General features: G+C 58.7%; 19 protein-coding genes and 3 pseudogenes. 3 read left to right on the top strand and 19 right to left on the bottom strand.

Translation table 11 applies throughout. The features are described from left to right. Nucleotides 1-4: 4 nt before the first annotated feature. The 6 genes from ABDZ98_RS06300 to ABDZ98_RS06275 all read right to left on the bottom strand — a co-directional run bounded on the left by ABDZ98_RS06300 (nucleotide 5) and on the right by ABDZ98_RS06275 (nucleotide 7,823). The gene (locus ABDZ98_RS06300) at nucleotides 5-1,162 is read right to left on the bottom strand and encodes an alpha/beta hydrolase family protein (protein WP_160590173.1); all 1,158 of its coding nucleotides are present in this window, start codon (nucleotides 1,160-1,162) and stop codon (nucleotides 5-7) included. Nucleotides 1,163-1,166: 4 nt separating this feature from the next. Next, a complete protein-coding gene (locus tag ABDZ98_RS06295; protein ID WP_160590175.1) occupies nucleotides 1,167-2,069 on the bottom strand; it encodes a VOC family protein in 903 nt (300 codons plus the stop codon). A gap of 18 nt (nucleotides 2,070-2,087) precedes the next feature. Then, on the bottom strand, nucleotides 2,088-3,206 hold the full coding sequence (locus ABDZ98_RS06290) for an FAD-dependent oxidoreductase (RefSeq protein WP_160590176.1): 1,119 nt from the start codon (nucleotides 3,204-3,206) through the stop codon (nucleotides 2,088-2,090). Nucleotides 3,207-3,209: 3 nt separating this feature from the next. Next, nucleotides 3,210-4,208 carry an MBL fold metallo-hydrolase gene (locus ABDZ98_RS06285; protein ID WP_160590178.1) on the bottom strand — a complete coding sequence of 333 codons (999 nt, stop codon included), beginning with the start codon at nucleotides 4,206-4,208 and terminating at the stop codon, nucleotides 3,210-3,212. A gap of 12 nt (nucleotides 4,209-4,220) precedes the next feature. Further along, nucleotides 4,221-6,800, bottom strand: coding sequence for a TonB-dependent receptor domain-containing protein (locus ABDZ98_RS06280; RefSeq protein WP_160590180.1), 2,580 nt, complete (start codon nucleotides 6,798-6,800; stop codon nucleotides 4,221-4,223). A 105-nt stretch (nucleotides 6,801-6,905) separates the two neighbouring features. Further along, the gene (locus tag ABDZ98_RS06275) at nucleotides 6,906-7,823 is read right to left on the bottom strand and encodes a LysR family transcriptional regulator (RefSeq protein ID WP_160590182.1); all 918 of its coding nucleotides are present in this window, start codon (nucleotides 7,821-7,823) and stop codon (nucleotides 6,906-6,908) included. Between the two features lie 151 nt (nucleotides 7,824-7,974). On the opposite strand from ABDZ98_RS06275, the gene ABDZ98_RS06270 reads away from it, so the two are divergent. After that, the gene (locus ABDZ98_RS06270; protein ID WP_343806237.1) at nucleotides 7,975-8,292 is read left to right on the top strand and encodes a VOC family protein; all 318 of its coding nucleotides are present in this window, start codon (nucleotides 7,975-7,977) and stop codon (nucleotides 8,290-8,292) included. Between the two features lie 147 nt (nucleotides 8,293-8,439). On the opposite strand, the gene ABDZ98_RS06265 is transcribed toward ABDZ98_RS06270, so the two are convergent. The 3 genes and pseudogenes from ABDZ98_RS06265 to ABDZ98_RS06255 form a co-directional block, all read right to left on the bottom strand. After that, the gene (locus ABDZ98_RS06265) at nucleotides 8,440-8,925 is read right to left on the bottom strand and encodes a hypothetical protein (RefSeq protein WP_160590186.1); all 486 of its coding nucleotides are present in this window, start codon (nucleotides 8,923-8,925) and stop codon (nucleotides 8,440-8,442) included. A 155-nt stretch (nucleotides 8,926-9,080) separates the two neighbouring features. Then, nucleotides 9,081-9,308, bottom strand: a pseudogene (locus ABDZ98_RS14990) (IS6 family transposase); the annotation flags it as partial. 396 nt (nucleotides 9,309-9,704) lie between these two features. After that, the gene (locus ABDZ98_RS06255) at nucleotides 9,705-13,736 is read right to left on the bottom strand and encodes a chemotaxis protein CheB (RefSeq protein WP_160590188.1); all 4,032 of its coding nucleotides are present in this window, start codon (nucleotides 13,734-13,736) and stop codon (nucleotides 9,705-9,707) included. 266 nt (nucleotides 13,737-14,002) lie between these two features. On the opposite strand from ABDZ98_RS06255, the pseudogene ABDZ98_RS06250 reads away from it, so the two are divergent. Together ABDZ98_RS06250 and ABDZ98_RS06245 are read left to right on the top strand one after the other, a co-directional pair. Beyond that, nucleotides 14,003-14,396: pseudogene (locus tag ABDZ98_RS06250) on the top strand (oxidoreductase C-terminal domain-containing protein); the annotation flags it as partial. Nucleotides 14,397-14,779: 383 nt separating this feature from the next. Next, nucleotides 14,780-17,389 (top strand): G8 domain-containing protein, encoded by a 2,610-nt coding sequence (locus tag ABDZ98_RS06245; protein ID WP_160589536.1) that lies wholly within the window; start codon nucleotides 14,780-14,782, stop codon nucleotides 17,387-17,389. Nucleotides 17,390-17,664: 275 nt separating this feature from the next. On the opposite strand, the pseudogene ABDZ98_RS14985 reads toward ABDZ98_RS06245, so the two are convergent. From ABDZ98_RS14985 to ABDZ98_RS06200, 10 genes and pseudogenes are all read right to left on the bottom strand, one after another. Then, nucleotides 17,665-17,763 (bottom strand): annotated as a pseudogene (locus tag ABDZ98_RS14985) (IS6 family transposase); the annotation flags it as partial. 73 nt (nucleotides 17,764-17,836) lie between these two features. After that, a complete protein-coding gene (locus ABDZ98_RS06240) occupies nucleotides 17,837-18,316 on the bottom strand; it encodes an A24 family peptidase (protein WP_160589535.1) in 480 nt (159 codons plus the stop codon). 24 nt (nucleotides 18,317-18,340) lie between these two features. Then, a complete protein-coding gene (locus ABDZ98_RS06235) occupies nucleotides 18,341-19,084 on the bottom strand; it encodes a tetratricopeptide repeat protein (RefSeq protein WP_160589534.1) in 744 nt (247 codons plus the stop codon). 1 nt (nucleotide 19,085) lies between these two features. Next, the gene (locus ABDZ98_RS06230; RefSeq protein ID WP_160589533.1) at nucleotides 19,086-20,066 is read right to left on the bottom strand and encodes a type II secretion system F family protein; all 981 of its coding nucleotides are present in this window, start codon (nucleotides 20,064-20,066) and stop codon (nucleotides 19,086-19,088) included. Between the two features lie 2 nt (nucleotides 20,067-20,068). Beyond that, entirely contained in the window at nucleotides 20,069-21,070 is a 1,002-nt protein-coding gene (locus ABDZ98_RS06225) for a type II secretion system F family protein (protein ID WP_160589532.1), read from the bottom strand. Between the two features lie 4 nt (nucleotides 21,071-21,074). After that, nucleotides 21,075-22,463 carry a TadA family conjugal transfer-associated ATPase gene (locus ABDZ98_RS06220; RefSeq protein ID WP_237437325.1) on the bottom strand — a complete coding sequence of 463 codons (1,389 nt, stop codon included), beginning with the start codon at nucleotides 22,461-22,463 and terminating at the stop codon, nucleotides 21,075-21,077. After that, entirely contained in the window at nucleotides 22,460-23,650 is a 1,191-nt protein-coding gene (locus ABDZ98_RS06215) for a CpaE/TadZ family protein (protein ID WP_160589531.1), read from the bottom strand. Before ABDZ98_RS06215 ends, ABDZ98_RS06220 begins: the two co-directional genes overlap by 4 nt. A gap of 7 nt (nucleotides 23,651-23,657) precedes the next feature. Next, nucleotides 23,658-24,287: a TadE/TadG family type IV pilus assembly protein gene (locus ABDZ98_RS06210; RefSeq protein WP_337190135.1), complete on the bottom strand. Its 630-nt coding sequence runs from the start codon at nucleotides 24,285-24,287 to the stop codon at nucleotides 23,658-23,660. Continuing rightward, on the bottom strand, nucleotides 24,284-24,784 hold the full coding sequence (locus tag ABDZ98_RS06205; RefSeq protein ID WP_160589529.1) for a TadE/TadG family type IV pilus assembly protein: 501 nt from the start codon (nucleotides 24,782-24,784) through the stop codon (nucleotides 24,284-24,286). Before ABDZ98_RS06205 ends, ABDZ98_RS06210 begins: the two co-directional genes overlap by 4 nt. Further along, nucleotides 24,781-26,298: a pilus assembly protein TadG-related protein gene (locus ABDZ98_RS06200; RefSeq protein ID WP_160589528.1), complete on the bottom strand. Its 1,518-nt coding sequence runs from the start codon at nucleotides 26,296-26,298 to the stop codon at nucleotides 24,781-24,783. Before ABDZ98_RS06200 ends, ABDZ98_RS06205 begins: the two co-directional genes overlap by 4 nt. Nucleotides 26,299-26,319 lie beyond the last annotated feature (21 nt).

Below are 26,319 nucleotides of genomic sequence, written 5' to 3'. Positions count from 1 at the left end.
GCCGTCACGAGGTGTGAGTGTCCAAAGTCTCGGCAAACCAGTCAGAGATCAGGTCGCGCCCATAACTCATATTATCCGCACCGACATGCTCCACCCCGCCTTCGCGCGCGGTGAAAATCACCTTCTCCCGGCGCGGCGAATTGGTCAGCTGGTCATAGAGATCATCTGCATAGGACGGGCTGATCTGCCGATCATTTGCGCCGTGCGTGACCAGAAACGGCACGGTAATGCGGTCCATGTGGCCGTTCAGGTTCATGCCCGAAGACTTTTCGAGGAAGTCGTCCATATCCTCGGCCCCGAACGCCCAGAACACATGCGCCCAGTAATGCGGCACGGGATTCTCTCCCTCGCGATCCCGGCGCTTGTCCTGAACTTCGCGCCAATTGTGGTTCGCGCCCCACACAGCCCCGCTGGCAAAACGCGGTTCATAGGCGACAGCGCGAGGAGCGAAATGGCCGCCAAGGGAGATACCGGTCATCCCGATCCTGGCGCTGTCTACTTCTGGTCTGGTTTCCAGCCAATCGACCGCCTTGGAAGCCCAGCTCTCTGAATGCGGATCAACCGGCAGGCCCTGAAGCCGCAAAGCTTCGCCAGTGCCCGGCTGGTCTACACATAGCGTGGAAATCCCGCGCCGCGCCAGCTCTTCGGGAAGCCGCGTCCAGTAGAGCATCTCCTTGTTGCTATCGAGGCCATTGCAGAACACCACGGCAGGCTTTGCGCCTCCGCCCGGTGCCCGCGTCCACAAGGCTGGCATCGTGCCGTTCACAAGGGGGATTTCGACCCGCTCGCGATTGAGCTTGCCCAGTTCGGTTGAGCGATCGAATGCACCCCGTGCGCGAGCGAAGGTTTCCGCGCGGCCGGGATGGCCATGGCCCTGCATGCGCTCGCCCACGAACATGTAGAGCGATGCACGCTCAAGCTTGTTTGAAGCGGAAAAATTGCGGCCCTTCGCCTCATCCTCATTTGCTAGTTCGATCAGCTTTTCGGCCATGGCGACCCATTGCTTCATGAACTGCGGCGTGCCTGCATCGGCGCCGCTGTCAGCAGCATCCTTGATCGGCTGGCACATATCGACGATTTCACCGATCTGCCCGCCGCTCTCCAGCGCGATGGCGACCGAGAGGTTCCAGATGTAGTTGGGGAAGTATTCAAACAGGGCCATGCGTTCAAACCTCTGCCGGCTTGAACAGGCATGGATCGGGCGCGGGTTTGGGCATGGTCTGCGGACCGCCCTGGCCAATGCCCCACTGATCCATGACCATCGGTGCAGGCTCATGCACGATGCCCTGATGGCTTTCGAAATCGACGTTTTCCAGTTCGGAAGTGTACTCCACTGCAAATCCGGCGGGCGTAGTGAAGTATGTGAAAGTGTTGTTGCCCGCCGTGTGGCGCCCGGGTCCCCAGCGCAGATCAGTGCCGCGCTTTTTGAGGCGGCTAGCACCGCGCATCATGTCATCCAAGCTCAGCATGTCATAGGCGACATGGTTGAGGCATGGAGGACCGGGCAGGATTGCCAGCCGGTGATGCGCCTCATTACAGCGCAGGAAGCACATGAAATCACCCAGCCAGTCGCTGACCTTGAAGCCCAACACATCGGTGAAAAACTTTACCATCGCCTGATGATCGGGCGAATGCAGCACGATATGGCTGATCTTCACCGGCATGCCTTCCCAGCGCTCCATGGCACGCTTTTCCAGCTTCTTCACATCGGCCGAAATTTCGAACGGCAAGCCGTCAGGCGAAAAGAAGCGGAAGCCATAGCCGCCGCCGGGAGCGTCCAGGTCGCGCGGGGCGTGAATGATCTTGCAGCCTGCATTTGCCACCTTGCGATGCAGATCCTCCACATCAGCGCGGCTAGCCGCTGCCAGCGCGATCACTTCTACGCAGTCGGTGGATGACTTGTGCAGGCGAACAACGTGGTGCTCGTCGTGGCCATGGGTCTTGAACCAGGCCATATCATCTTCGCTGGCGACTTCGACAAGTCCCCAGTCATCAGCATAGAACTTACGCTCGGCATCGAAGTCCTCGACACCGTACCCGACATAACGAATTTCGCTGACGCGGCTCATAGCTTATTCCTTGTATCTTCAGATGGGTTCGGCGGTGACTGCGAACATTTCCGCAGTGGCCTTGGCATTGTCGACCGGCGGCCCCTTGCCCAGCTGCCCGTGGCAGATGGCAAGCGAGCTTTCGACGATGTACTTGCAGCGTTCGAAACGGCGATCACGATAGGCCATGAAAGCATCTTCGGGCGTGTCGTGCGCGGCAATTTCCTCGGCCAGCACGATGCTGTCCTCGATCGCCATGCCAGCGCCTTGCCCCAGATGAGGCGTGGTTGCGTGGACAGCATCGCCCAGCAGGACCACGCGGCCCGAATGCCAGGCGCCGTAGAGCATCATCGCCTCAAGCGGGCGGTAGACCACGCCGTCATTGTCGGTGATCTGTGCCGCCAGTTCGCGGATTTGCGGTGCCGTATGACCGATAACCTTCTCGCGCATGCTCTGCGCAAGCTTATCGTTGTCATAGCGCGGTTTATCCGGCTCCGGCGTGGTCACGTACATATACATCAGGTCTTCATTGATCGGCACCAGACCGGCACCTATCGGACCATTATAGGCATGCAGCGCGTCGAGATCGGCAGGCCGCGGGAAGTTGTAACGCCATACGGCCTGTCCGGTAAATTCAGGGCGCGGCGCATCGGGCATGATCTGCCCTCTCGTGTCGGAATAGACGCCGTCAGCGCCGATCACGAGGTCGTAGCTGTCTTCGCTATCGTCGGAGAAGCGGACCCGCACCTGATCGTCGCGATCGTCGATCTCTTTCGCAGTGATCCCCAGCCGGACCTCGGCACCATCAGCAACGGTGCGTTCGCCCAGGATCTTGTGCAGAGCCGGACGGCCGATGCCCATGCTGGCAGGGTATCCCTCGACCAGCGGCGGTATCGGAATAACCGCCACCTGCGTACCATCCGGCATATGCACGGCCACCTTGTCGAAAGGCACGCCGGACGCGACATAGTCCTCCAGCAGATCGAGCTGCTTCATCGCTCGGATCACATTGGCCTGCTGGATGATACCGACGCCGTAGACGGCCCAGTCGGGGTCCTTTTCGATGACCGTCACATCGTGCCCGTCACGCCGCAGCGCGATGGCCGATGTCAGGCCCCCGATGCCTCCGCCGATGATGAGGATTTTCAGCTTCTTCATGGCTCAGAACGTGTCCAGATCGTTGGCGATAACCACCGGACCGTCAAAATTCTCGGCAATCTGACGCAGATATTCGAAGTGCACCGGATCACCGCGTTCGCGGCCGGAAAAATGGGTCACAACAACTGCCCCGACACCCGCTCTGCCGGCCATTTCCCCGACATCACGTGGCAGCAGGTGATGGTCGCGCAGATGACTCTCCATTCCCATCAAGACCGGTTCCGGCATATTGGGCGCATCACGCCGTAGAAGCCTGATCGTCTCGTCGACATCCATCATTTCGGCGACGAGCAAATCAGCGCCCTGGGCCAATTCTTCCACCGCTGTGCTGGGGCCGGTATCCCCAGTGTAGACAATGGAACGCCCAGGCAGGTCAAAGCGGTAGGAAAGCGACTCAAAACGCTCGGCCAGTCCGCTATCGGGCGCAAAGCTGTAATGGGTATTGTTGCGGGCGCTTATGGTCATGCCGGCATATTGAAGACTTGCGTGATCGCGCAGTTCGACGACCTCGACCATGCCCGCAAGGTCCCGCGTAGCTGCTCCCGCTACGCCATAGCCAGCGGTATTGCCGGGGACCATGGAGGCAAGCAGCCCGTCAACCAGATCAGCGGTCCCAGGGGGGCCGTAAACAAGCAGCCCGTCCGGCGCATTCGTCTGGAGGCGAAGACCAAGAATACCAGCCAGACCGGCGGTATGGTCAAAATGCAGGTGAGTGATGAAAACGGCATCCAGCCTGTTCGTTGGAAGGCCCACTTTGATCAGTTGGCCGGCACTGCCATCACCCACATCAACAAGGATGTTCTTGCCGCCGGCAATCAGCAGATTGGCAGGCTGAGAGCGGGTGGAACTGGGCACCGGGCCGGCTCTTGTACCCAAAGTGATCCAGCGGCCGGCATCGGCAACCACTGCCTCGTCTGCAGCCGCTTCGCCATGATGTTCAGCGTGGAGGGGCATACTGGCCAGCGCGAGTGCGCTGGCCAGTGCGAGATTACGAATATGCATAATTCATTCCGATCAGAAAGTTACGCGGGCCCGCAGACCATATGTTCTGGGCGGTTGATAGACACTGGCCACAACATTACCCGCACCGGTCTGCACGAGTGACGTAATCACTTCATCAGTCAAATTGCGAATGTAGGCGGTTAGCGACCACGTCTCGTCAATGTCAGAGAATGTCAGTGCCGCATCCATCGAGAAATCACCGCCAACCCTGCTTGCAGGAATATAGTTGAAGCCGACTTCCCTGCTGCCACGATAGCGCCCGTCAACGGTGCCGATCAGCAGGAAATCGCCGATCTCAACGGTCTGGTTGATACCGAAATTCGCTGACCATTTGGGCGAATTAAGCGCCTGCTTGCCCGAACAATCAATATCGAAAGAACGGTTCGGGTCTGTTGGTCCGGTGGCAATCTGGGTTGAAGTACAGCCCGTTACCGGACGCAGGAAGTTGAGCGGATCTTCTTCAGGGTCTGAAAGGTCGACCTGATTATACAGGAAGCTGTCATAGGTTGCGTCCAGGTACTGGACACCGCCATGGAAAAGCGTGGTCTCCGTTGCCAGGAACTGGAAATCAATATCCACGCCCTTGATTGTCGATTTGCCGACATTGCGGGTGTAAAACGCGTTGTTGCCATCGCTGTCCAGACCCAGCGCAGCAAGCTGCTGACCATCATATTTCCAGTAGAACAGCTCGACATTGAGTTCGAGCCGGTCATCGAAGAAGCGGTTCTTCGAACCAATCGTGAAGGCGTCGATAAACTCGGGGTCATAGGTTTCCTGACCACGAGCAATGTTGAAGCCACCGGCGCGGAAACCGTTCTCAAAGCTGGCATACAGAAGACTGTCTGGCGTGATGTCATACTCAACGGCCGCCCTAAAGGTAACCTGACTGTCGCCGTCCGATGCATTGATCGTGTTGGGGGTGATGATCAGCAGTGCGCCCGGTGTAAAGGGTGCGACCAGCGGACCGTAAGGGAAGACCTGGCCCACGCCGTCAGGGCCATCGGGATTGAATGCGGCAATCGGCTTGAGCGGGAATAGTGACGGATCGAGCTGGCTCAGGGTATCTTGCAGCGTCAGGCCAACAGGCAGGGTCGGAACCTGTGGGCAGAAAGGTGCCCTGCCCACCGGCTCTTCCAGGCAAATACCTGCTGTGGCGGTCGCCGATGCATCGAGTGAGCGGCTTTCATCCGTATAGCGGATGCCGCCCACAAGTCGCAGGCTGTCGGTCAGGTGAAAGGTCGTGCGCCCGAACAGCGCGAGCGATTCAGTCTGGGAATCAAACGAGTTGTGCGAGACCGTGGCGAACTGGTTGAACGAGTTTACACCCACCACCTGTTCATCGAAGTAGAACATACCGGCGATCCAGTCGACCGGACCAGCTGAACCAGACAGCCGCGCTTCGATGCTATATTGCTCGGCCTTGTCCTTGTTGATCGCAGCCTTGAAAGGCGGTCCGTTGAACTGGTTATCAAGTTCCGATCGGCGATAGGCAGGTATGACCACCAGATCCACTGCGCCAAGATCAAAATTCATCTCGGCATTGACGCCGAAATAGCTGTCATCGCGTGAGGGATAGGCATAGCCAACGAACGGTGAATGGAGCGGCGCGCCAGCGACACTGCTGGCGAAGGCCAGAGTTTGCGGCGCATGCAGGCCGGTAAAAGGGGCGGACACATCCGCCGGGGCAGCAATGAAATTCCAGCCCGGAACAGGAAGGTCATTCCTTCCCGGCTGGAATGGCGATGCGAACCCGTAATTGCCAAGAACCGTCGTACCAGGACCAATGCCCTTCTGGGTGGAATAGTCCACCGCCAGGCGTACATCGACACTGTCACTCAGTTCCGCAAAGATCTGACCTCGCATGGCCACATCCTGCGCATCATTGGTCCCGTCCGAATAATAGCCATCACGGTCGCTGATCGTGCCAGCCATACGAACGGCCACATTATCAGTGAGCGAAGCGTTCAATATGCCGGTGAGTTCGAACGCATTATAATTGCCATATCCAGCCGAGATGGAACCGCTGTTTTCACCAAGCCGGGGCTTGTTTGGAATGACGTTGATTGCACCGCCGGTCGCGTTGCGCCCATAAAGCGTGCCCTGAGGGCCTTTCAGGATTTCCACGACACCCACATCGAGGAACGATGCAATCGTCGACGACGGGCGACCGATATATACGCCGTCAATATTGAAGGCGACAGCGGGATTGGTGTAGCCATTGTTAGTGAAGTTACCCACGCCGCGCACGAAATAGCCGGCATTGGCGCCGCCACCCGATGTAACGTAAAGTGCAGGAGCAACCTTGCCCAGCGCTGTGGCATCTGCAACGCCCAGCCTTTCAAGCTCGGTTCCCGTGGCTGCATTGATGGCGATGGCAGCATCCTGCAGCGATTCTTCACGCCGCTGCGCCGTCACGGTGATGGTGTCCAGACCGCCAGACTTTGGCTGTTCGGAGTTCTCGGCTTCGGTATCGCTTGCGCTGTCCTGCGCCAGCGCAGGCTGGGCAAACATGACCAGGGCGACCGCTGATCCGACCAGAAGTTGGGTTTTCATTAATCCTCTCCCATTTTTTGATTGCCCACTTATGAGCACAATCGGGAGTATCTGAATAATGAATTGATTGAATTGATCCTATTTGAAATACAAATTCGATAAGGTGGAGCATGGTTTCTCGCCCTGGAATCGACTGGCCTTTTCCTACCTATCCGCCTCACTCATCTCAGCCGCTTCTTCGCGCAGAAGGCCAAGCAACCAGGCGATCCCCCCATCGTTGCGGCGCAATTGATGCCATTGCGCGAATTCGCTGATCCCCGGCCCCGGAACAGGCAATGGATGGCACGATAGGGGATAGCGACGCTGACAAAACTTCGCGTGCCGCCTGTGCATCAGGGCGATCCTGTCCGTGCCGATCACCGCACCAGGCAATGCAGAGAAGCTTGGCACCTCAATCGCAGTCTTGAGATCAAAATTTCGTTCGCGAAAGTACAGATCGACAGTGGCCGGCCGGCGCTCCTCTCCAAAAACAGCCTTTGCAAAATCCGCCTCGAGGAAACCCTTCTCGTCGATAGTGTCCCTGAAACGCCCCTCCGACCAACAAACTACGGAATCCACGTCTTCAAAAAGTATCTCGGAAGGGTGATCCGGGGCCAAATATTGTGGAACGGTAATCATCAGGTCAATCTCGCCTTTCTGAAACAAACGGCCACCAGTTGGGCCGGTCAGCGAAATTTCGAAGCGAAGATCAGGTGCGATCCTTGCCGCCTTCGCAAGAGCAGAAGCCAGGAGGACATCGAAAACGTAATCCGATGCCAATATCTTGAAGCATCGGTGCGACGAGGCCGGATCGAACCCTTCGCCCTGAATGATCCGAAATCTTGCAACGTTGAGAAGTTCCGTCACTGCTGGCGCAAGCTCTTCGCCAAGAGCCGTGGGCACCATCTCGCGCCCGACATTCATCAGCAGATCATCTTCGAAATAATCGCGCAGCCGGCCAAGCGCAGCGCTGATTGTGGGCTGGCTCAGGTTCAACCGCCGCGCCGTTTCTGTAGTGCTGCGGCATTCGAGCAGGACCTCCAGCGCGGCAAGCAAATTCAGATCAAGCCCCTCAAAGCGCATTCGTCATTCCTCCTCCGCTCCTTCATCAGTCTATTACAAAATATTATATTAAATATTTAATCAATTCATTTTTCGAATTTGTTAGCGCGAAATATTCTTCGGGTCCGGAGGCAAGATACCTCGGCGGACCAACGGAGAGGGACAAGGGCCAATGCAAATCGACGCCATCCATCATCTGAAATTCGCCGTCGCCGATCTGGATCGGCAGGCAGTTTTTGCGCACGACTTTGGCCTGATTACGGCAGAGCGGACAGACGAACGGCTGGTTTTGCGGACGCGTGGCGGCCCACAACAGGATCGGGCTCGGCACGATAGCACCAATCGGGTGCTGTCAAAGCAAATGCACTTGAAGGCAAATGGGTGTCGTTTGGCCATGTGCCAACTTTTGAAATTGGCGCAAGACTGCGATTCTGAACCTGGTGTCAGCAGGTCAATGAGGCTCAAATCGGGTTGGGTGCATTTGCTTTGACAGCACCGGCCGGCCGGTTTGCGAGGTCTGGGCATCACCCTGCCCTACCCGATCACGCGCATTTCGCTAGCCGGTGCATTTGCTCTGACAGGACCGGCGTTGGGGAAGGCAGGAGGCCGGACGGTATGCGCCTTTAATTCCGATCAACTAAAGGACATGCTCGCGTAGAAATTCAATAGGAGAAGTATTTAACCTTGTCGAATTTCTGATCGTTAAATAAGAAATTCTGAGCTGACAGTTTTGAGAATGATCGAGGTTAGCCGAACCTTCGACAGAATAGACACCGATGATTTGCTCAATCGATGGTAGCGGAGAGATTTGGTTGGGCAGAAGCTTGCCGGTGATTCCCAAGCTTTCTAGCTCCTCACCATCCTTGCTGGGCGAAAAAGAAACCACGAAGGTCGGCGGTTGGCCGATTTCGAAGTCCTTTGGTTTGCACCTCTTGGAAATTAAATCGAAAGTGTATTCCCCATTACCTAGATCGTAGACAGCTACATAAGCAGCGAATTGCTCTTCGCTAATCCAGCATTTGCTCGGCTCGCCATACGAGCGATAGGAATAAGAATTCCCCGATCCCGAACAGGCTAAGAGCATAGCGGAGAGGCCAAGCGCGAAAGTGTATCCGTATCGCATCAGAAGGTGCTGTCAAAGCAAATGCACTTGAAGGCAAATGGGTGTCGTTCGGCTAGGTACCAACTTTTGAAATTGGCGCAAGACTGCGATTCTGAACCTGGTGTCAGCAGGTCAATGAGGCTCAAATCGGGTTGGGTGCATTTGCTTTGACAGCACCGGCTTGCCCGCTGGCGCTGCACATCGGCTGCGAACAGCGGACCGAACCGGTTCCACCAGTGACGCACGGCCTCATGGCAGATGTCGATACCCCGCTCGAACAGCAGGTCTTCCACGTTCCGCAAGCTCAGCGGAAAGCGCACGTACATCATCACGACCAGGCGGATCACCTCAGGTGAAGAGTTGAAATAGCGAAACGGACTGGCTGCTTTCTTGGGTCTGGGCATCACCCAGCCCTACCCGATCACGCGCATTTCGCTAGCCGGTGCATTTGCTCTGACAGGACCATTTTTCCCTGTAAATTCCCATAAAACAGGGACACTCAACCGATGGCGATTGGCGCAGAGACGCAGGCTCCAAACCCGGCCTGAAAGGCGCGGAGACGACGCTGCCACAACTGCTGAAGGACGGATTGGCCTGGGCAAACCCGCGCACACCGCGGCCTTGCGCGGAGACCCTATAAACAGAGAATGGTGCTGGGGGTGGGTGGCGGTGCTGTCGGTCTAACCGCAACCTGTCTCTGATTGACGCAGCTGCGTGTTGATCCCGTAAGTCGTCAAGGTCACGAACGGATCCACTCCAGTATGGAATGCCATCCAGGCGACCGCCCTTTGGCGACCCTGCTAGTTCGGGGACAGCAAGCTGAGGATCTCGTCCCGCAGTTCATTGCCACCGGTCGGCTTGAAAATCAGTGCGACACCTTTGCTCTTCAACTTTGCAGAATCAAGCCCGGTGTCACCAGATATCAGAATGGCAGGTATCTCCGTCCCCAGGCGGTTTCTGGTATCGGCGATGACATCCAGACCATTTTTCTTGTCCCCGAGATGATAGTCGGTGACAATGACATCTGGTTCCTTTGGCGACATTTCATCCAGTACTCTTGAAGCTTCCTTTGGCGATGAAGCTGTGTGGACTTCGATACCCTTCTGAAGCGCCAGCCGAAAGCAGGTTGACCTGAGGACCGCTGGATCATCATCCACCAGAAGGATAATACCTTCGCCGTCCAGTTTGACCGCATTGTGATCTTTTTCAGTTCGGGGCTGCGCCAGCAAAACGTTGCTCAACGGAAGTCTGAATGAGAATACGCTGCCTTTCCCGTCTCTGGATCTCACTTCTATCTGGAAGCCCAGCTTTTCAGCAATGCGTTGGGAAATGGCGAGACCAAGCCCCAGCCCGGCATTAGCTTGCTGCGGATCACGGCCAATCTGATAAAATTCATCGAAAATCTTGCTGAGCTGGTTCTTGGGGATGCCGATACCGGTGTCGCGTATCTCAATCGCAATGTCGGAACCGACCAGCGAGGTGGCGACCGTGATGCTGCCCTCCTTCGTATAGCTGACCGCGTTGCTGACCAGATTCTGGAGAATCTGCCGAAGCAGGTTAGGGTCTGACCTGACGACGCGATCATGCACCTCGATTATTAACTTCAGGTCCTTCTTCGCCGCTTGCGGCTGACAATCCGCCACAACCTTCTCGACCATCTTGAGTAGGTCGACATCACCGATTTCCGGCTTCACGACATCGGCATCAAGTTTGGAAATATCCAGCAGGGAATTAAGCAGGCTTCTCATATTTTCGAGAGAGGCAGCTTGTTTGGAAATCAGATCGACCAGCTCGGGATCTTCGGTTTTAAGCTGCAATGCTTCGGTCAGCATGGTCAGTGATTGCAAAGGCTGCCGCAGATCGTGGCTCGCGGTTGCCAGAAACCTCGATTTTGCCGCCAGGGCGGATTCCGCCTTCTCCTGCGCTTCCTCAACGGCGTGCATGGCGTGCTGATGCGCTCGAATATCCCGGATCGAGGCGCAGATCATTCGATCGTCGCCCGTCGACACCGGACTAAGGCTGACTTCTATCGGCACTTCATCACCGTTTTTCAGCAATGCCCGCAATTGCAGGCCCGAACCCATAGGCCGGACCTTGGCGTCTACGAGAAATTTCTTGCGATGAGCCTGGTGTCGCTTTCGAAGCGCGGGAGGAAGCAGCTTTTCAATATTCATCCCGACAAATTCGTTCCGGTTGTATCCGAAGAATTGCAGCGCCTCCGAATTGGTCAGGACAATCTCTCCATCGCCATTCACCATGATTAGCGGGTCGGGAGCGTTCTCGACCAGCGTGCGGAACCGTAACTCGCTTTCGCGCAGATCCCGTTCGCTTTGCAGTCGCTGAGTGATATCGACGAACGTCACCACAACACCGCCGGATCGCTGTTTATCTGCCCGGTACGGCACTATCCGCATTATGTAAGTTGCGCCGTCTTCGGCCAATACTTCCCGTTCGATGGGTTTGAAGGTCTGGAAAACGGCATCAACTTCCGCAAGGAATTTGTCATCGGCAAACTTTTGCCTGATATCGCCGATTGGTCGGCCCAAATCGGTCTCGATCAGATTGAACAACTGCTTCGCTGCTGGAGTGAAGCGGCCGATTTTGTGCTGTGAATCCAGCATCAGCGTTGCAATACCCGTGCTCGAAACAAAATTGGCTAGGTCGTCGTTCAGTTCCGCAAGTTGCTCAACCTTGTCCTTGAGCTGATTGTTTACCGTCGACAGCTCTTCGTTCATCGCCTGGAGCTCTTCCTTGGAAGTTTCCAGTTCTTCATTCGCAGATTGAAGCTCTTCATTGACCGACATCATCTCTTCATTGGATGCCTGAAGCTCTTCGTTCGTAGATTCGAGTTCCTCCAGATTGATCTGGAGGTCTTCCTGCGCATCGCGAAGCTTGTTTTCCAGTTCGCCGATTGTGGAATGTTCGGTCACTGCCTCAAACACACTCTCGGGTGCAGCGGTTTGCGGTTGTTCAATATCTTCAAAGGTTACAATCAGAAGCCTGTCGGACTGGCCAGGGGCAACCAGCGGCCGGATCGAAATCCTGATGCTCTTGCGCGACAGCCCCTGCTTGTTCGAGACATTGTCGATTATCACCGTTTCAGATGAATCCAGCGCTTTCTCGATACCGTTGCGCAGGCTCTTGCGGAGTTCGGGCTGGGCCAATGTGAGGAGGTCTTGCGTCGGCAAGCCCGATGGCTGCTCGAGATAGCGTCCGGTTGGCCCCATGAAATAGAGCACCTGATGCTTGGCATTGGTCAGCACCGAAGCCGGGGCATAGTTGCGGAGCAGATGTTGCTGCATCAGTTCGCGCAAACGAACGGTCTCCTTCATCCGCAGATTTGGTGCCGGACCGGCCAAGGTCGCGCGCGAAAGGACGCCGCTCATCGGGAAACTTGCCACCTGGTTTGGGGTGTTTTCCAGCCTGCGATAAAGCCGCGCATTCTTGTCGACCGGTTCGAACAGCCCACTGAGCTGGCTTATGCTTTCTGACCTACCGAGAAACAGATAACCGTTTTTGCGCAGAGCGAAATGAAAGTAACCGATGATCCGATCCTGCAGCTTGCCGCTCAGATAGATCAGAAGATTTCGGCAGCTGATCAAATCGAGCCGTGAAAACGGTGGGTCGGAAATGACATTTTGCACCGCGAACGTAACTGTCTCGCGCAGCTCTTTGACTATCTGGTAATCCTTCCCGTGCTGCACAAAGAACCGTTGCAGACGATCAGGTGAAATGTCGGCCACCAGACTCGCCGAATAGACACCCTGCCGCCCTACTGCGAGAGCGGCCTCGTCCAGATCGGTGGCGAAAATCTGGACTGGGCAGCTCTTTTTCGTTCGTTCCCGCTCTTCGATCATCAGCATCGCGATCGAGTAGGCTTCCTCACCGCTTGCGCAGCCAGGTACCCAGATGCGGATATCCTCATGTTCAGCCTTGCCGCGCACGATATCAACAATCGCTTCGTTGCGAAGCGTCTCGAAGACATCCGGATCACGAAAGAAGGAGGTCACGCTGATTAGCAGGTCTTGATACAGTTTCCTGGATTCGTCCGGATCCTCTCGCAGGTAAGTCAGATAGTCGGACACTTGGTCGATATTTCGAAGACCCATTCGCCTCGCAATCCGGCGGCCCAATGTTCCCGTCTTGTAGCCGTGAAAGTCGATTCCAAGCTGTGCCTGCAGAACCGCAATGATCGAATTGAGCTTTCTTTCATCCGCGAAAAGATTGGTTTCATTTTCCTCACTGCCCAAAGTCCGAACAAAATCGTGACTAAGGTAATTGCGAATTTTCGGGACCATTTCCGCAATAGAGCAAATCACATCGACCTGTCCGGTCGCGATTGCCGATCGCGGCATCCCATCGAACTGCGCAGTCTCGGGAGACTGGACAAACACGACTCCGCCCGCCGCCTTGAGTTCGCGCAACCCCAGACTTCCGTCACTGCCGGTACCTGACAGGATAATGCCGACGGCCTGCTGATGCGGTTGTGCCGCCAGAGAACGGAAGAACTTGTCGATCGGCATCCGCACACCGTGCTGAAGCACCGCTTCGCCCAGTTCGAACTTCTGATCGTTCAGCGTGGCATAGCGATTCGGCGGAATGACATAAACATGATCGCGCTCCACCTGCATTCCGTGCTGGATTTGGACGACCGGCATCTTGGTGTGCCGAGTCATGATCTCTGCAATCATGCTGGAATGCTGGGGGTCGAGATGTTGGATGATCACAAATGCTGCACCCAGATCGGAAGGCATCGCATCAAAAAAGGCCTCAAGCGCGGCAAGTCCACCAGCCGAAGCGCCTATTCCGATAATTGGGCAAGTCGCAGTCATGGTATCCAATCTGGCACAGGTCTGTTACCACGGCCAAGCTCCAATTTGACCGGCGGAAAACATTCTGAGGGGTGCAGTCGGCCCCAGAACAGCCAGTCCGCCGCTGTCAGCAGAGCCGCAACTTGTCTCCGATCGGCGCCGCGGTGTCTTGATGACGCCAGTTTCAGGCGATGACGCTCTGCCATCGGTCAGGGCGACCGACCGTCAAGCTTGCAAGACCTGTCGCTCGCCCACGCACTTTTCAATAAGGTGAGTTTGCTTTGGCAGCACTTCACGCCAACAGGTTTGCCGACGGAGAGTTCATCAGGCTCGAAAGCGTGCAGAACGTCCATGACATGGCAACGACGGCAGCCAAGGCAATCTGCGGTATGGATGAGCCTTACTCGGCAACCCCCTGGTTCTGGTCAAACCAGTTTGATCTCAGACTGCAAACGGTGGGACTTGGGCAAGGTCACGATCAAACGGTTCTTCGCGGCGATCCCTCCATCAGGAGCTTCTCGGTCATTTGTCTGAAAATAAGGCCGTATCCTTGCGCTCGACTGCGTCAATGCGACGAAGGATTGTGTGCAGGGCCGAACTCTCATTGAAGCAGGAGTATCTACACCTGAGGACCTACCCCGAAACCAGACTAGGTCGCTCAAGGATCTTCTCACCGTATGATCCAGAAAAACATGTTTCGACGATATTACATCAATCGCATTATCATGCTGCAATTTGAACGGCGGACTTTGAGCCGACAGGAGACCGTCCGGTTTCGGTGACGGAATGCAGAAAGCCACCATTCGGCATGCGATCCCAGTTGCCGACATTTGCCTGGAAAAGGCGAGTTTCGTAGCGAATGCGACGAAGACTGCGCCGGCAAGCCTGACCGTCATGCGCACCACGTCAGGGTGTACGAGTTTCTGCCCCGGGCAGAAACCATTACGACTTCTTCCGCCTTTTGCCGCCGGACCGCTTGGCAAAGGAGATCACTCGTCTCATAATCCTCCGCAAACCAGGAATATAAGAGGGACTCGTCGTCCCCGGAGAGGGAAAATCCAGTCATGCGCAAACAGTTTCACCTGTTCCTTTACACTCGCCTCGTTCCTGCCTCCGTGCTGCTCGCCATGGGTACGAGCATCGCCGCGCAGGATAGCGCGGATCACGCCAGCATGGCGATGGACGTGGCCGCCCCTTCGGCAATGACGCGGACCGTGAAGTGGTCGGACGCCTCGGCATGGCCCTCAGGCAAGGTGCCTGTGGCTGGCGAGGAAGTGACCATTCCGCGCGGTACCGAGATGATGCTCGACGTCAGCCCGCCCGAACTGCGCGGCCTGACCGTGCAGGGCAAGCTGACCTTTGTCGACGAGCGTGACCTGGCGCTGACCACCGAGTGGATCTACGTCCCCGGCGGCGAACTGCAAATCGGCACCGAGGCCAGTCCTTTCCAGCACAACGCCACCATCACGCTGACCGACAACGTCCAGGGTGAGGATATCAACACCATGGGCGATCGCGGCATCATGATGCTGCGCGGTACGCTCAACATGCACGGCAACCGCGAGCATACGTGGTCGAAACTTTCCGCCACGGCTGAGGCTGGCAGCACCTCCTTCACCGTACTAGATGCGAGCGGCTGGCGCGCGGGTGACGAGATCGTGCTCGCCTCTACCGACTTCAATCCGCGTCAGGCAGAGCGCCGCACCGTTACTGCTGTCAACGGCAACACCGTCACCATCGATGCGCCGCTGGAGTATATGCATTTCGGCGAGATCACTTTCGGCGTCGACGAGCGCGGAGAGGTCGCCAATCTGACGCGCAATATCCGCATTCAGGCCTCCGAAGATGCGGCGACGAACTTTTTCGGCGGTCACATCATGGCGATGGCCGGCTCTGAAATGTATATCGACAGCGTCGAGCTTTCGCGCATGGGCCAGCACCTGACGCTGGCGCGCTATCCGATCCACTGGCACGTGATTGGCGAAGGCCACGGCCAGTATATCCGCAACGCCGCGATCCACGACACCTTCAACCGCTGCGTGACGGTGCACGGCACCAACAACCTGCAGGTGGAAAACAACGTCACCTTCAACACGGTCGGCCACTGCTTCTTCCTGGAAGACGGCATCGAGCACGGCAACGAATTTATCCGAAACCTGGCAATCCAGACCAAGTGTCATCCGACATTGGACTGCGTGCCCACCAACCTCGCCGCCAACGGAGAGAACAACTACACGTATGCAAATCGCATGACCGTCAGGCAAATCAGCTTCTCCGGCGGGGCCACCCTGCTGCCTTCGGACAACACAGTGTCGTCCTACTGGATCACCAACCCGGACAATAGCTACATAGACAATGTGGCGGCCGGTTCCGATCAGAACGGTTTCTGGCTGTCTCTGCCCGAACACCCTAATGGTGCTCATCTGGGAACGGAGGTCAGCCTCAACACCTGGCCGCGCCGAACGCCGTTGGGCGAATTCAGAGGCAACGTGGCCCATTCCAACTTCGACGGGTTCATGTTTGACCGCAACATCAATGAAGACAACACCTTCGGCCTGGCCGGCAACGCATTCATGCCACGGGAAAATCCAGCTGACCCGGAAAGCGATTTCGTGGAAACGCTCATCGAGGATTTGACCAGCTACAAGAACCGCAATGGCGGCCTCTGGGGCCGGGGTGAACTTCACATATTCCGCAACCTGAAACTCGCGGACAACGCCATTGGCATGACGCATTCATCCGGTGATTTCGGCAGCCAGAGGTTTACCTCACGATTGGTTGATTCACTGATCGTGGGCGAAACCGACAATATCGGCAATCCCACAACGCCAGAGGAAGTCGCCTATGGCCGCAGTCTGCCAAAGCCCCCAATTCCGGATTTCCCGATCCGCGCCTATGAATACTATGACTACCGTGATGAAGTGGTGAACACGACATTCGTGAATTTCCAGGACAACGACAGGCGAAAAACAGGAGCGCTTTCCTGGCTGCTGTTCACCAGCTCGGGGGTCACTACCGCAAGCACCATCGAGGGTGCTGAGTTCGTCAATGCCAAGCCTGTGTATTTTCCGAATATCGAACCCAGATTCGACAATGATAACCGGGGCGGCGTGGCATATCGGACCCTGTCGATCCACGATCTGGACGGTTCGGTGACCGGCATCGCCGATTCCCATATCATGCTCCACGACGGCGAGAATAACAGCGTCGCCACTGACGACAGCTGTGAGATTCATCCCAGCTGGAACGCATCTGTCTGCACAGGTGATGTCGGACGCCTTTATCTTGCGCAACGAAATGGGAGAATCGGCGCTCAAACCGCTCCGGCGGAGCAACCCATCGCGCTTGTTCGCAATGGCACGGAATTTCACATTACGGGCAACCAGAGCACGGTCCGTGCCGGCACCGAGATACAGGTGGTGACCGAAAGGCAGGAGGTCTCTCTCAGTGTGAGTGAAATGGACCAGGGTTCTTGGGTCATATTTGAACTGCCGAGTTTCGCAAACGCAGTCTCCGGAACGCAGCAGGACAGCATGAACGCATTGCGCAATGCGAACGAGACTTCCTGGTTCAGCGGCGAGGACGCCCTCTGGGTCAAACTGGTAGTGACCGAGGCTCCGGTCATGCCGGTTCGTCCACTGGATATGCAAGCCAATATAACGGTCAGCAGATAAGTCCCGAGGCCAACCCCCACACAAGCAACGCGACGGCGACCTGCCGGAGCCGGCGCTGCGCTGGCGCGAGGAGATCGCTTCCGGCGACCGTAGCGGACCGAGCATCTATACTTCGCTGCAAAAGCTGGACGGGCCCGATGCCTCCAACGCGATCGCAAGCGAGGACGATATCTCTCCCGCGCTCGATCGGCTCACGCAGACGTAACATGGTACGAGCATGCCATCTGGTCCGGCAAAGCCAACTAACTGTACTGTGATGTCCGCTTTCCACCCAAAAGCGGAAACCGGACGTACATCAGCACAACCAAGCGGATGATCTCGGGCGAGGAGTTGAAATAGCGGAACGGATTCGCCGGTTTTCTGGGTCCGGGCATTGGTGTCGCCGACCCTGGCCTCCTTACCTTTCAATCAGGTGCGTTTGCTTTGAAAACGCTTGGGTAGGAGCGGTCAGGCAGCGTTCGCCAGCATCGCGAAGGAAATACACGCTCCCAGCGATATAGCGAGGCCATAGGGCAGTTTGGAAAAGGCATCGTCGCGCTCGGACAGCGGACCTGCGGGCTTCTTCACCTGGCGGGCCACCAGCCAGACGGGGATCAGCACCAATCCCGCAAGCGCCACGCTGACGAACAGAAACAGGGCGTGGTCAAGGCCGAACCAAGCTGCGAGCGCCGCATAGAATTTTGCGTCACCCCCGCCGATGGCCTTGGCGGCGAACAGCCCCATACCTGCCGCCAGCGCTATTGCGGCGTGCAGCAGCGCGCTGCCAGCGGCCTCGAACCCTCCCAGCGCAAAACTGGCCGCGATGCCAGTCAGGAAGGTTACCGCGCTCAGCCAGTTGGGCAGTACACGCCTAACCACATCGAGATAGCTCGCCACGAGGCCGATCATAACGAGCGTGACCAGCAATCCTGTCTCCGCAGGTGACATACAGCGTTCTCCCTACCTACCGGATCAGGGCCAAGCCCAAGCTACGTGCCCGCTGATAGCCGGACCTGCCGCTATGCGCACCGGGCCATCCTCGCCAGCTGGCAGGCCAACGTGCACCCGGGAACTGCCGCCGCCATTGGTTAGATGATTGGGCCAGCCGAACTGCAGGTGTACCTGCATGCCGTTCACAGATGGCTCTGCAACCATGGCCGAGAGTTGTACTTGAGCGGCATCTATCCGCACCAGTTGCTGCTGTGACTGCGTGACCGTTAAGCGAGGCGCGGCGCCGCCCGTCGGCAGCATCGCCGTCCCCGATCCGGCGCGCACAACCATGGGTGTGGGCACGTAGCGCGCGTCAAAGGCGAGCGTTGCCGCCTGGCTGGCGGCCTTCTGGCCAGCCTGCTGCAGCCGGAGCAGGTTCGCTGCAAAACGCGTGTCGGCCGGGTCAGCCATTGTCGCCTCGCGGAAGTAGCGTTCCGCTAGGTCCTCGCGGCCCAGCCGGGCATAAGCGACCGCCATGCCGTTGAGCGCAGGTCCAAGCAGCGTCGGTTCAGCGCGCGCATGACTGAATTCGGCGATCGCGGCGGCGTAGTTTCCACTCGCCAACGAATCACGCCCGGATTCGAACTGCACGAAGGCCTCGGCATCGCCTGGCAGGGTCGAGAGCGCCTCGATATGTGCGCCTTTGTGACCGATCCCAAGCAGCGCACAGCCATTCAGAAGGGCAGCGGCGCCAGCCAGCACCAGCAGCCGTGAAACAATCCTCATCTCAACCTCCTTGCAACATTGCGGGGATGACATCGCGCACCATGCGGATGACCGCAGGCAACATCAGTACACCGATCATCGTGGGCAACATGCACACGACCAGCGGTATCGAAATCAGCACCGGCAGGCGATACGCGCGCTCCTCGGCGCGCAGTTTGCGGCGTTCGCGCATCTCGCTGGCGTAGACGCGCAGGGTTGCGGTGATACTGGTGCCCAGTTTGTCCGACTGGATGAGCAGCGTGGTGAAACTGCGGACTTCCTCGACATCGGCAGCCTTGCCCAGCTTGCGAAAGGCCTCGTCGCGCGAGGCACCTGCGCGCAGCAGCAGGGTGGTCATTGAAAGCAGTTCTGCAACGCGCGGATGCGAACGCACCATTTCGCGCCCCACCCGGTCAATCGCCGCTTCCAGCCCCAGTCCCGATTCCACGCACACGATCAGCAGTTCGAGACAATCGGGAAAGCCGTTGCGGATTGCCTCACGCCGCCGCTCAATGCGCGACTGGACGAACAGATTGGGGAGGTACAGGCCGATGACCGCGAGCAGCGCGCTGACGATATAGGCGCGCATGAATCCGGGCGGATCGCCGGTCCAGTAGTCGAGCAGCAGGTAGGCGATCGGCAGGGCGAAGACCAGCAGCAGTCGCACCAGCGTGAACACGCGCGGTGCCGCAGTCGAGGTGTAGCCTGCCAACTGGAGATGTCCCGCCAGGCGATCCTGCCGCGTATCACTGAGGTCAATGCCCGCTGCTTCCACAGCCGCTGCCAGCCGCGACCAGGCACCATCGTTCGCCAAACTGCGCAGGCTGCGCATGCCTGTGACCGCAACCGGCTCGGCTTCGTCGATCTCATGCAGACGGGTCAAGCGAGCCTGCCGGTGCAGGTAGATATTTGCCGCGAACAGCACCGCCCCCAGCACGGCGGCGAAGATGACCGCGAGCACGATCAGCCGGACTATGGTGTTGGCGGCGATGAATTCGAGCATGGTCACACCTTCAGGTCCGTTAGCCGGCGGATCCAGTAGACACCGCCGAGAAAGAGCAGGATGAGCACGGAAAAGCCGATGATGAAGATCGGATCGCGTGCGGTTTCGAGGTAGAATGAGGGGTTAACCAGGAACATTCCGACAAGCGTGAGAACGGGTAGCACTGTCAGCATCAACCCCGTCAGGCGACCCTCGGCACTGAGGGCACGCACCTTCATGTACATTACCGCCCGGTCGCGAATGACAGCGGCGAGGCTTTCGAGGATTTCGGCGAGGTTGCCGCCGGTCTCCTTCTGCACCGCCAGCGAGACGACAAACATCCGCATGTCGGCATTATCCCAGCGGTCGGCCATCTCCTGCAGCGCGTCCGTCAGATCGGCACCATAGGCGACCTCGTCGGCGACAATGCCGAACTCGCTGCCGATGGGGTCCTCCATCTCTTGCGTCAGCAGATCGATTGCAGCCGAGACGGGATGGCCCGAGCGCAGCGCGCGCACAAATACGTCGAGTGCGACGGGGAATTGTTCCACCACCCTTTTGCGGCGCGCCTGCGCCCGCATGTTCACCCAAGCGAGCGGGAATGCCACGGCGATGCACGCGGTGATGACCAGCAACAGGAAGACGACACCCAGCGACCAGCCGAAGCCCGCCATGCCCGCCGCCAGCAGTGCCAGTACGAAGACGATCGCGAACAGTACCGCCATCACCAGCAACAACTGCCGCGCGGTGATCGGCAGGGCGGCAGCGAACATCATGCGCTGCAAGTCTTGTGCGGGTGCAGCCAGCAGGCTGGGCAGCGCAAAGTCGGTCGAGGGCGCATTCTTGCGCAACCGCGCGGTTACTTCCTCGCGCTCATGCCCGCGCGCAATCAGTTCGAGCCGCCGGTTGACCGCGGCAAACTTCTGACGGTGGCGCCAGGCGAGGCCCGCCAGCACCTGCGTGAGAAGGAAGGCCGAGGCGAATACGCCGAGCAACACGAGGATGCGGATCAAGATTTCAGTCATGGCCCTACTCCAACGCCCGGTCGGGACGGAAAAGATCGGGGCTGAGTGAGATGCCGTAAGCTGCGGTGACATCAAGGAAGCGCGGCCTGATGCCAGTCGCCTCAAACCGGCCCAGCACCTTGCCCTCGTCCGACATGCCACTGATCTTGAAGCGGAATATCTCCTGCATGGTGATCGTGTCGCTTTCCATGCCGGTAATTTCCGACAGGCTGACCACGCGACGATGGCCGTCCACCAGTCGCTCGATCTGGACCACCACATTCATCGCCGAGGCGATCTGCGCCTGCGCCGCGCGCGGCGAGATTTCGACGCCGCTCATGCCGATCATCTGCTCGACACGGCTGAGCGCATCGCGCGGCGTATTGGCGTGGACGGTGGTCATCGAGCCGTCGTGGCCAGTATTCATCGCCTGCAGCATGTCGAAGGCCTCGCCAGATCGCACTTCGCCCACGATGATGCGGTCGGGGCGCATCCGCAGCGCATTCTTGACTAGGTTGCGCTGCGTGACCTCGCCCCTGCCCTCGATATTGGGCGGGCGCGTCTCCAGCCGCACCACGTGGCGCTGCTGCAATTGCAGTTCGGCCGAATCCTCGATCGTAATAATCCGCTCACGGTGTCCGATGAAGGACGACATGGCGTTGAGCAGTGTCGTCTTGCCCGAGCCAGTGCCGCCCGAGATCAGGACATTGCGACGAGTGCCCACGATCGCCTTGAGCACCTCTGCCATGGCCGAAGGTATCGTGTCGAGCTCGACCAGACGGTCCATGCTGATCCAGTTGCGGGCGAACTTGCGGATCGACAGCGCCGGTCCGTCGATCGCCAGCGGCGGGATGATCGCATTCACGCGGCTCCCGTCGGCAAGGCGCGCATCGACGTAGGGAGAGCTTTCGTCGACACGGCGGCCGACTGCGCTCACGATCTTCTGGATGATGCGCAACAGGTGCTTGTCGTCCTGGAAGCGCGTGGGCACCGCTTCGAGCAGGCCGCGGCGTTCGACGAATACCTCGTCGTAACCGTTCACGAGAATGTCGGTGATAGTGTCGTCTTGAAGCAGCGGTTCAAGAGGCCCCAGGCCCAGCAGTTCGTCGAGCACTTCGGTCACCAGTTCCTCGCGCTCGCGGGCGTTCAGTGGTTCCCCTTCTGCATTGAGCAGTTCGGTTACGATTTCGGCGATTTCGCTGCGGATCTGTTCGCGGCTGAGCTGGTCGAGCGCGGCGAGATTGAGTTTGTCGAGCAGTGAGCGGTGAATCGAGACCTTCAGCCGCAGGTTGCGGGCGATGGCCGGATCAAGCTCCGGCGATTCTTCGAATGGATCGGGCAGCAAAGCCGGATCGCGTTCGACCTGCCCTTCAACCATTTTCCCAGGTGACTTGCTTACGTTCCACATGCTCATCGATAATCCTCCGCCGGGCCCAGCAGAGCATTGCCAAGCACTGCTATCGCTTCCTCGAACTTTGTGCGCCGACGCGTATCGAACAGCAGCAGCCCCTCGTCCTGCGCGTCGGTCATTTCGTGCCCGGCATCTGGCAAGGCAGCGATGAAATTACGGCCCAGCGCCTCTGCCGCGTCATCAAGGTCGAACGACTTGAACACCTTGTGCTCGACCCGGTTCGCAACAAGCTGCAAACGATCGCTGCCGATGCCGACCTGTTCGAACAAGTCGAGCCGCCGCTTCGCCTGGCGCAAGCTCGCAACAGACATGTCGGTGACAAGTGCCACAGCGGTGCAGGCATCGGCCACTGACAGCCCCCAGCTCGTCCAGTCGGTCGGCAGATCGACCAGCACCAAAGCGTAACGGCGCCGCAGAATAGCAAGCATGTTCAGCAACTGGTCCACGTTCACCTCATCGAGAGGCAAGACCTTCTCGGGCGCGGCGATGATGGCAAATCCGTGTCCGCTGTCGATCACCGCGCTGGATATCAGATCCTTGTCAAGACGGTCGCCTGCGCTCAGCAGCGCCTCAATGGTGATGCGCGGCGTATGGCCGCAGTAATAGGCAACCTCGCCAGACTGCACGTCAAGATCGACCACGCAAGTATCGAGCGCCCTTCCACGTGCGACATGAGCCGCGAAATGCGTGAGTACGGTGGTCGTGCCGCTACCACCCACACCGCCAACCATCGCGATAAGTGGGGCGATGCCCGACTTGTCGGGTATCGGAGCCAGCCGTGCATGTGCCTCCTCGAGACAAGACACAAGTTCGTCTGCTTCGAACGGTAGTTCGGTGACATCGAGAATGCCCTGATGCACCAGCATGCGGACCGCAGCGACATCCATCCCGCGCAGCGCCGCAATGACGGGCAGTGCACGGCGCTGACTGCGGATCGCGCGGATGCGCTGCAACGAGGCAGGCTTGGCGGTATCGACCTCAAGAACCAGCAGCCGCGCCTCGGAGAGGACGTCGGCGGGCAGCGGATCGTCAGGGGCCAGTCGGCATAGTCGGACCCCGGCGAACCGGCCCGCCGTATCGGCAGCCACCAGGCCGTCGATCTCCGCCTGGCTGGCGGCGATGACGAGGCCCTCAGGCAGACCCGCCGAAGGAGCGGCAGGATCGATAGTGGAAGTGACGAATTCGCTCATGATGCCATCAGTATCCTATAGTTCCGCTGCCATCCTCGAGCGTGAGCGACGAACGCACCTCGGGCATGTCGACCGTACCACCGAACAGCAGCATCGCGCGCATCTCCACTCCGCTGATCGCAACGGTGACCAATGGGGCGATATCGCTCAGCGGACTGCCGGTGTCGCTGACCGCAGGATCTCCGGCAAAGCCGATGCCCGAGCCAGAGTAAGTGACCGAAACACGCTCGGCACCAACCGGGGCAAAGCGCCTGACGCGCGTGACGATGTTCTGGAAAGCGGCGTTGTTGGTTGCGCCCAAAGGCGGGCACGGGCCGCGCGTGCAGCTGCAACCCGATGCGGTACAGGTAACCGTCCCCAACGCTTCGGCGCAGATGCGGTCGGACACTTGCAGCGGCGCGCCGCCGCAATTCAGGCCGACGGTGTTGTAGCTGTTGAGGCCGTTGGGGACGATATCGGTCACCACGGCATAGCGCACGCCTTGCTGCGCACCCTTCTCCAACTGATTGACCAGCCAAGCGTAGCGGCCCGCATCGATAATGCCGAACAGGAACAGTAGCGCCAGCGGAATAACCAACGCGAATTCCGCTGCGCTGGCACCGCGCCGATCGGCGAGCAAGGCGCGAAACGCCCTCACAGCCCGGTCACCGCGCTGCTGGAGCGTGCGGTCATGGTCAGATCGGGATCGAGCACGCCCAGCTCGCCGAACAGTGAGGGATAGGCAACCGAACGCGCCGCGACGGTAACGATCGGGCCGGCGGTATCGAGGTCGTGATAGATACCGGTATCGACGAAGGCGGCACAGGCTACCTCGACATCGACCTCCTCATCACTCCAGCCGGGCACCCTGACATGGCCGCCCGGTTCGAGTTGGCCGGTGCGCGTCACGCGGCGGATCGCCGCAATAGTGTCGGCCCCGGTCACGGGCGCGCCTGCGATGCAGTAGGACTCAACCGGCAACCGCGCGGCAAAGCGCGCACCATCGCGAACCCCCTCGGTCAACTTGTGCTGCGTCCAGATGAAGTGTCCGGCCTCCATCCCGCCGAACAGCAGCACCAGCAGCAGCGGCAGTAGCAAGGCCAACTCGAAAGCCGAGGCACCCGAACGGTCGGCAAGGAAGCTGCGCGCACTCACCGGATCAGCACTGCACGGTTGCGACCGAAATACTGGAAGGTCGGCAGGTTGTCGGGCCGCAGTGCTGGACCAACGATCTCGGAATGGATGGTCTCCGATCCATCGGCGGGCTGGGTCAGGAATACGTCCAACCAGCCCAGGATGTTTACTGCCGAGCGGCCGGTCAGCCCGGTGCAGTCAACCGCAGCCACCGACAGCAAACGGCGATCTTTCTGCGTATTGCTGGGCACCACCGGGCTGGCGAATTGCGGCTGCGGATATGAGCAGCGATTGGTAAAGGTGTGCTCGTAATTGCCGCTGTTGCCGCGCCGACGCGATTCCACAGTTGACGACACGAGACGCGGCGGCATCCGGTTGGCCGGATCTTCAAGCTCCCATCTGTAGACTTCGTAGCGTGAGCCCTGCGAGAAGATTGCCGGGCTGACGCCGGGATGATTGCGGGCCAGATAGCCGGCAATGTCCCACTCACCATCACCCATATAGGTGCAGCTTCCGTCATCAAAGCAGCTGTCACGGGTGAAGGTGCCAGCAGTTGCCACCTCGGCCTGGGTCATCGGCTCCCAACTGCGCGAGCGGTTCTGGTAGCTGCCGCAGGTCGGCGGCGGCGGAGGTGTCGACGAATTGGTCGTGATCGTGCTTTGCTCGACCAGCACCGAATTAGCACGCACGTTCTGTGCAGGGCAGAAGTCGCCGGTCGATGGATCGCAGGACAGCGGATTGCTCTGTATGTCGAACCGGGTATTGAGCGCCCGCGTCTCTGTGGCGCGAAAGCCCGGTTCGGTGGTTACGTTCTCAATCGCGCCGCACTCGCCATAAGGCTGGTTTTCACCCAGTTCATATTGTGAATCGTGTGTGCCATAAAGGTCAAGGAAGCCCACGTTGCCCGGTGCCAGTGCATCGACCGAACTGTCGAGCCAGCGCATTCTCAGGCCGTCGCCTTCAAGCGTGGGCAGGAAGAAGTCGCTACGCTCGATGCAAACCATGATCGGCGGCAGGTTGCACACCGCGCGTTCGAGCATTGCCATTGCATCTGCCTCGACCCCGCCAGAAGACAGTGCCCCGACGACGGGCGTCAGCGCATAGAAGACCTCGCGGTCGTTGACCGTCACGCGTACCACCTTGGCGCGCGCACCATCCGCATCGTTGGCGAGCAGTTCGCCCGGTTGGTCGTTTGCGTAACCGTCGTAAAAGGTGAAAGTCAGTCCGGTAATTGCGGAGCCCCCGCCATCATTCGCTACGCGCGTCTCGTTGACATAAGCGCTGGCTGCGCTGGCGAAGGCGGCGTTAGCGGCGGTGCGCGCGCGCACCATCGCATCATCGGCCCCATTCAGCTGCGTTGCGGCGGCCAGAGCGGCTTGGTCGGCTGCATTCTGCAACTCGCTCTGCATGGTCACCAGCCGACCATAGTCCAGGCCGATGCCCGCGATCGCGATCAGTCCAAGCAGCGCGACGGCGTAAAGCGCCGAAATGGCTGCGGCCGCATCCTTGGCGAAATTGCGCGATGCCCCGGCCATATCAGACGCGAGCCTCCTCTC

The sequence above is a fragment of the Alteraurantiacibacter aestuarii genome, from assembly GCF_039523595.1.
Taxonomy (GTDB): domain Bacteria; phylum Pseudomonadota; class Alphaproteobacteria; order Sphingomonadales; family Sphingomonadaceae; genus Alteraurantiacibacter; species Alteraurantiacibacter aestuarii.
This window is presented reverse-complemented; position numbering and strand designations above follow the sequence as displayed.

Coding starts and splice junctions, on each gene's coding strand:
- ABDZ98_RS06220 (WP_237437325.1), bottom strand. CDS start 22,463: ATGAGCATGTGGAACGTAAGCAAGTCACCTGGGAAAATGGTTGAAGGG.
- ABDZ98_RS06230 (WP_160589533.1), bottom strand. CDS start 20,066: ATGCTCGAATTCATCGCCGCCAACACCATAGTCCGGCTGATCGTGCTC.
- ABDZ98_RS06200 (WP_160589528.1), bottom strand. CDS start 26,298: ATGGCCGGGGCATCGCGCAATTTCGCCAAGGATGCGGCCGCAGCCATT.
- ABDZ98_RS06295 (WP_160590175.1), bottom strand. CDS start 2,069: ATGAGCCGCGTCAGCGAAATTCGTTATGTCGGGTACGGTGTCGAGGAC.
- ABDZ98_RS06300 (WP_160590173.1), bottom strand. CDS start 1,162: ATGGCCCTGTTTGAATACTTCCCCAACTACATCTGGAACCTCTCGGTC.
- ABDZ98_RS06240 (WP_160589535.1), bottom strand. CDS start 18,316: ATGTCACCTGCGGAGACAGGATTGCTGGTCACGCTCGTTATGATCGGC.
- ABDZ98_RS06245 (WP_160589536.1), top strand. CDS start 14,780: ATGCGCAAACAGTTTCACCTGTTCCTTTACACTCGCCTCGTTCCTGCC.
- ABDZ98_RS06255 (WP_160590188.1), bottom strand. CDS start 13,736: ATGACTGCGACTTGCCCAATTATCGGAATAGGCGCTTCGGCTGGTGGA.
- ABDZ98_RS06215 (WP_160589531.1), bottom strand. CDS start 23,650: ATGAGCGAATTCGTCACTTCCACTATCGATCCTGCCGCTCCTTCGGCG.
- ABDZ98_RS06275 (WP_160590182.1), bottom strand. CDS start 7,823: ATGCGCTTTGAGGGGCTTGATCTGAATTTGCTTGCCGCGCTGGAGGTC.
- ABDZ98_RS06235 (WP_160589534.1), bottom strand. CDS start 19,084: ATGAGGATTGTTTCACGGCTGCTGGTGCTGGCTGGCGCCGCTGCCCTT.
- ABDZ98_RS06270 (WP_343806237.1), top strand. CDS start 7,975: ATGCAAATCGACGCCATCCATCATCTGAAATTCGCCGTCGCCGATCTG.
- ABDZ98_RS06285 (WP_160590178.1), bottom strand. CDS start 4,208: ATGCATATTCGTAATCTCGCACTGGCCAGCGCACTCGCGCTGGCCAGT.
- ABDZ98_RS06290 (WP_160590176.1), bottom strand. CDS start 3,206: ATGAAGAAGCTGAAAATCCTCATCATCGGCGGAGGCATCGGGGGCCTG.
- ABDZ98_RS06225 (WP_160589532.1), bottom strand. CDS start 21,070: ATGACTGAAATCTTGATCCGCATCCTCGTGTTGCTCGGCGTATTCGCC.
- ABDZ98_RS06265 (WP_160590186.1), bottom strand. CDS start 8,925: ATGCGATACGGATACACTTTCGCGCTTGGCCTCTCCGCTATGCTCTTA.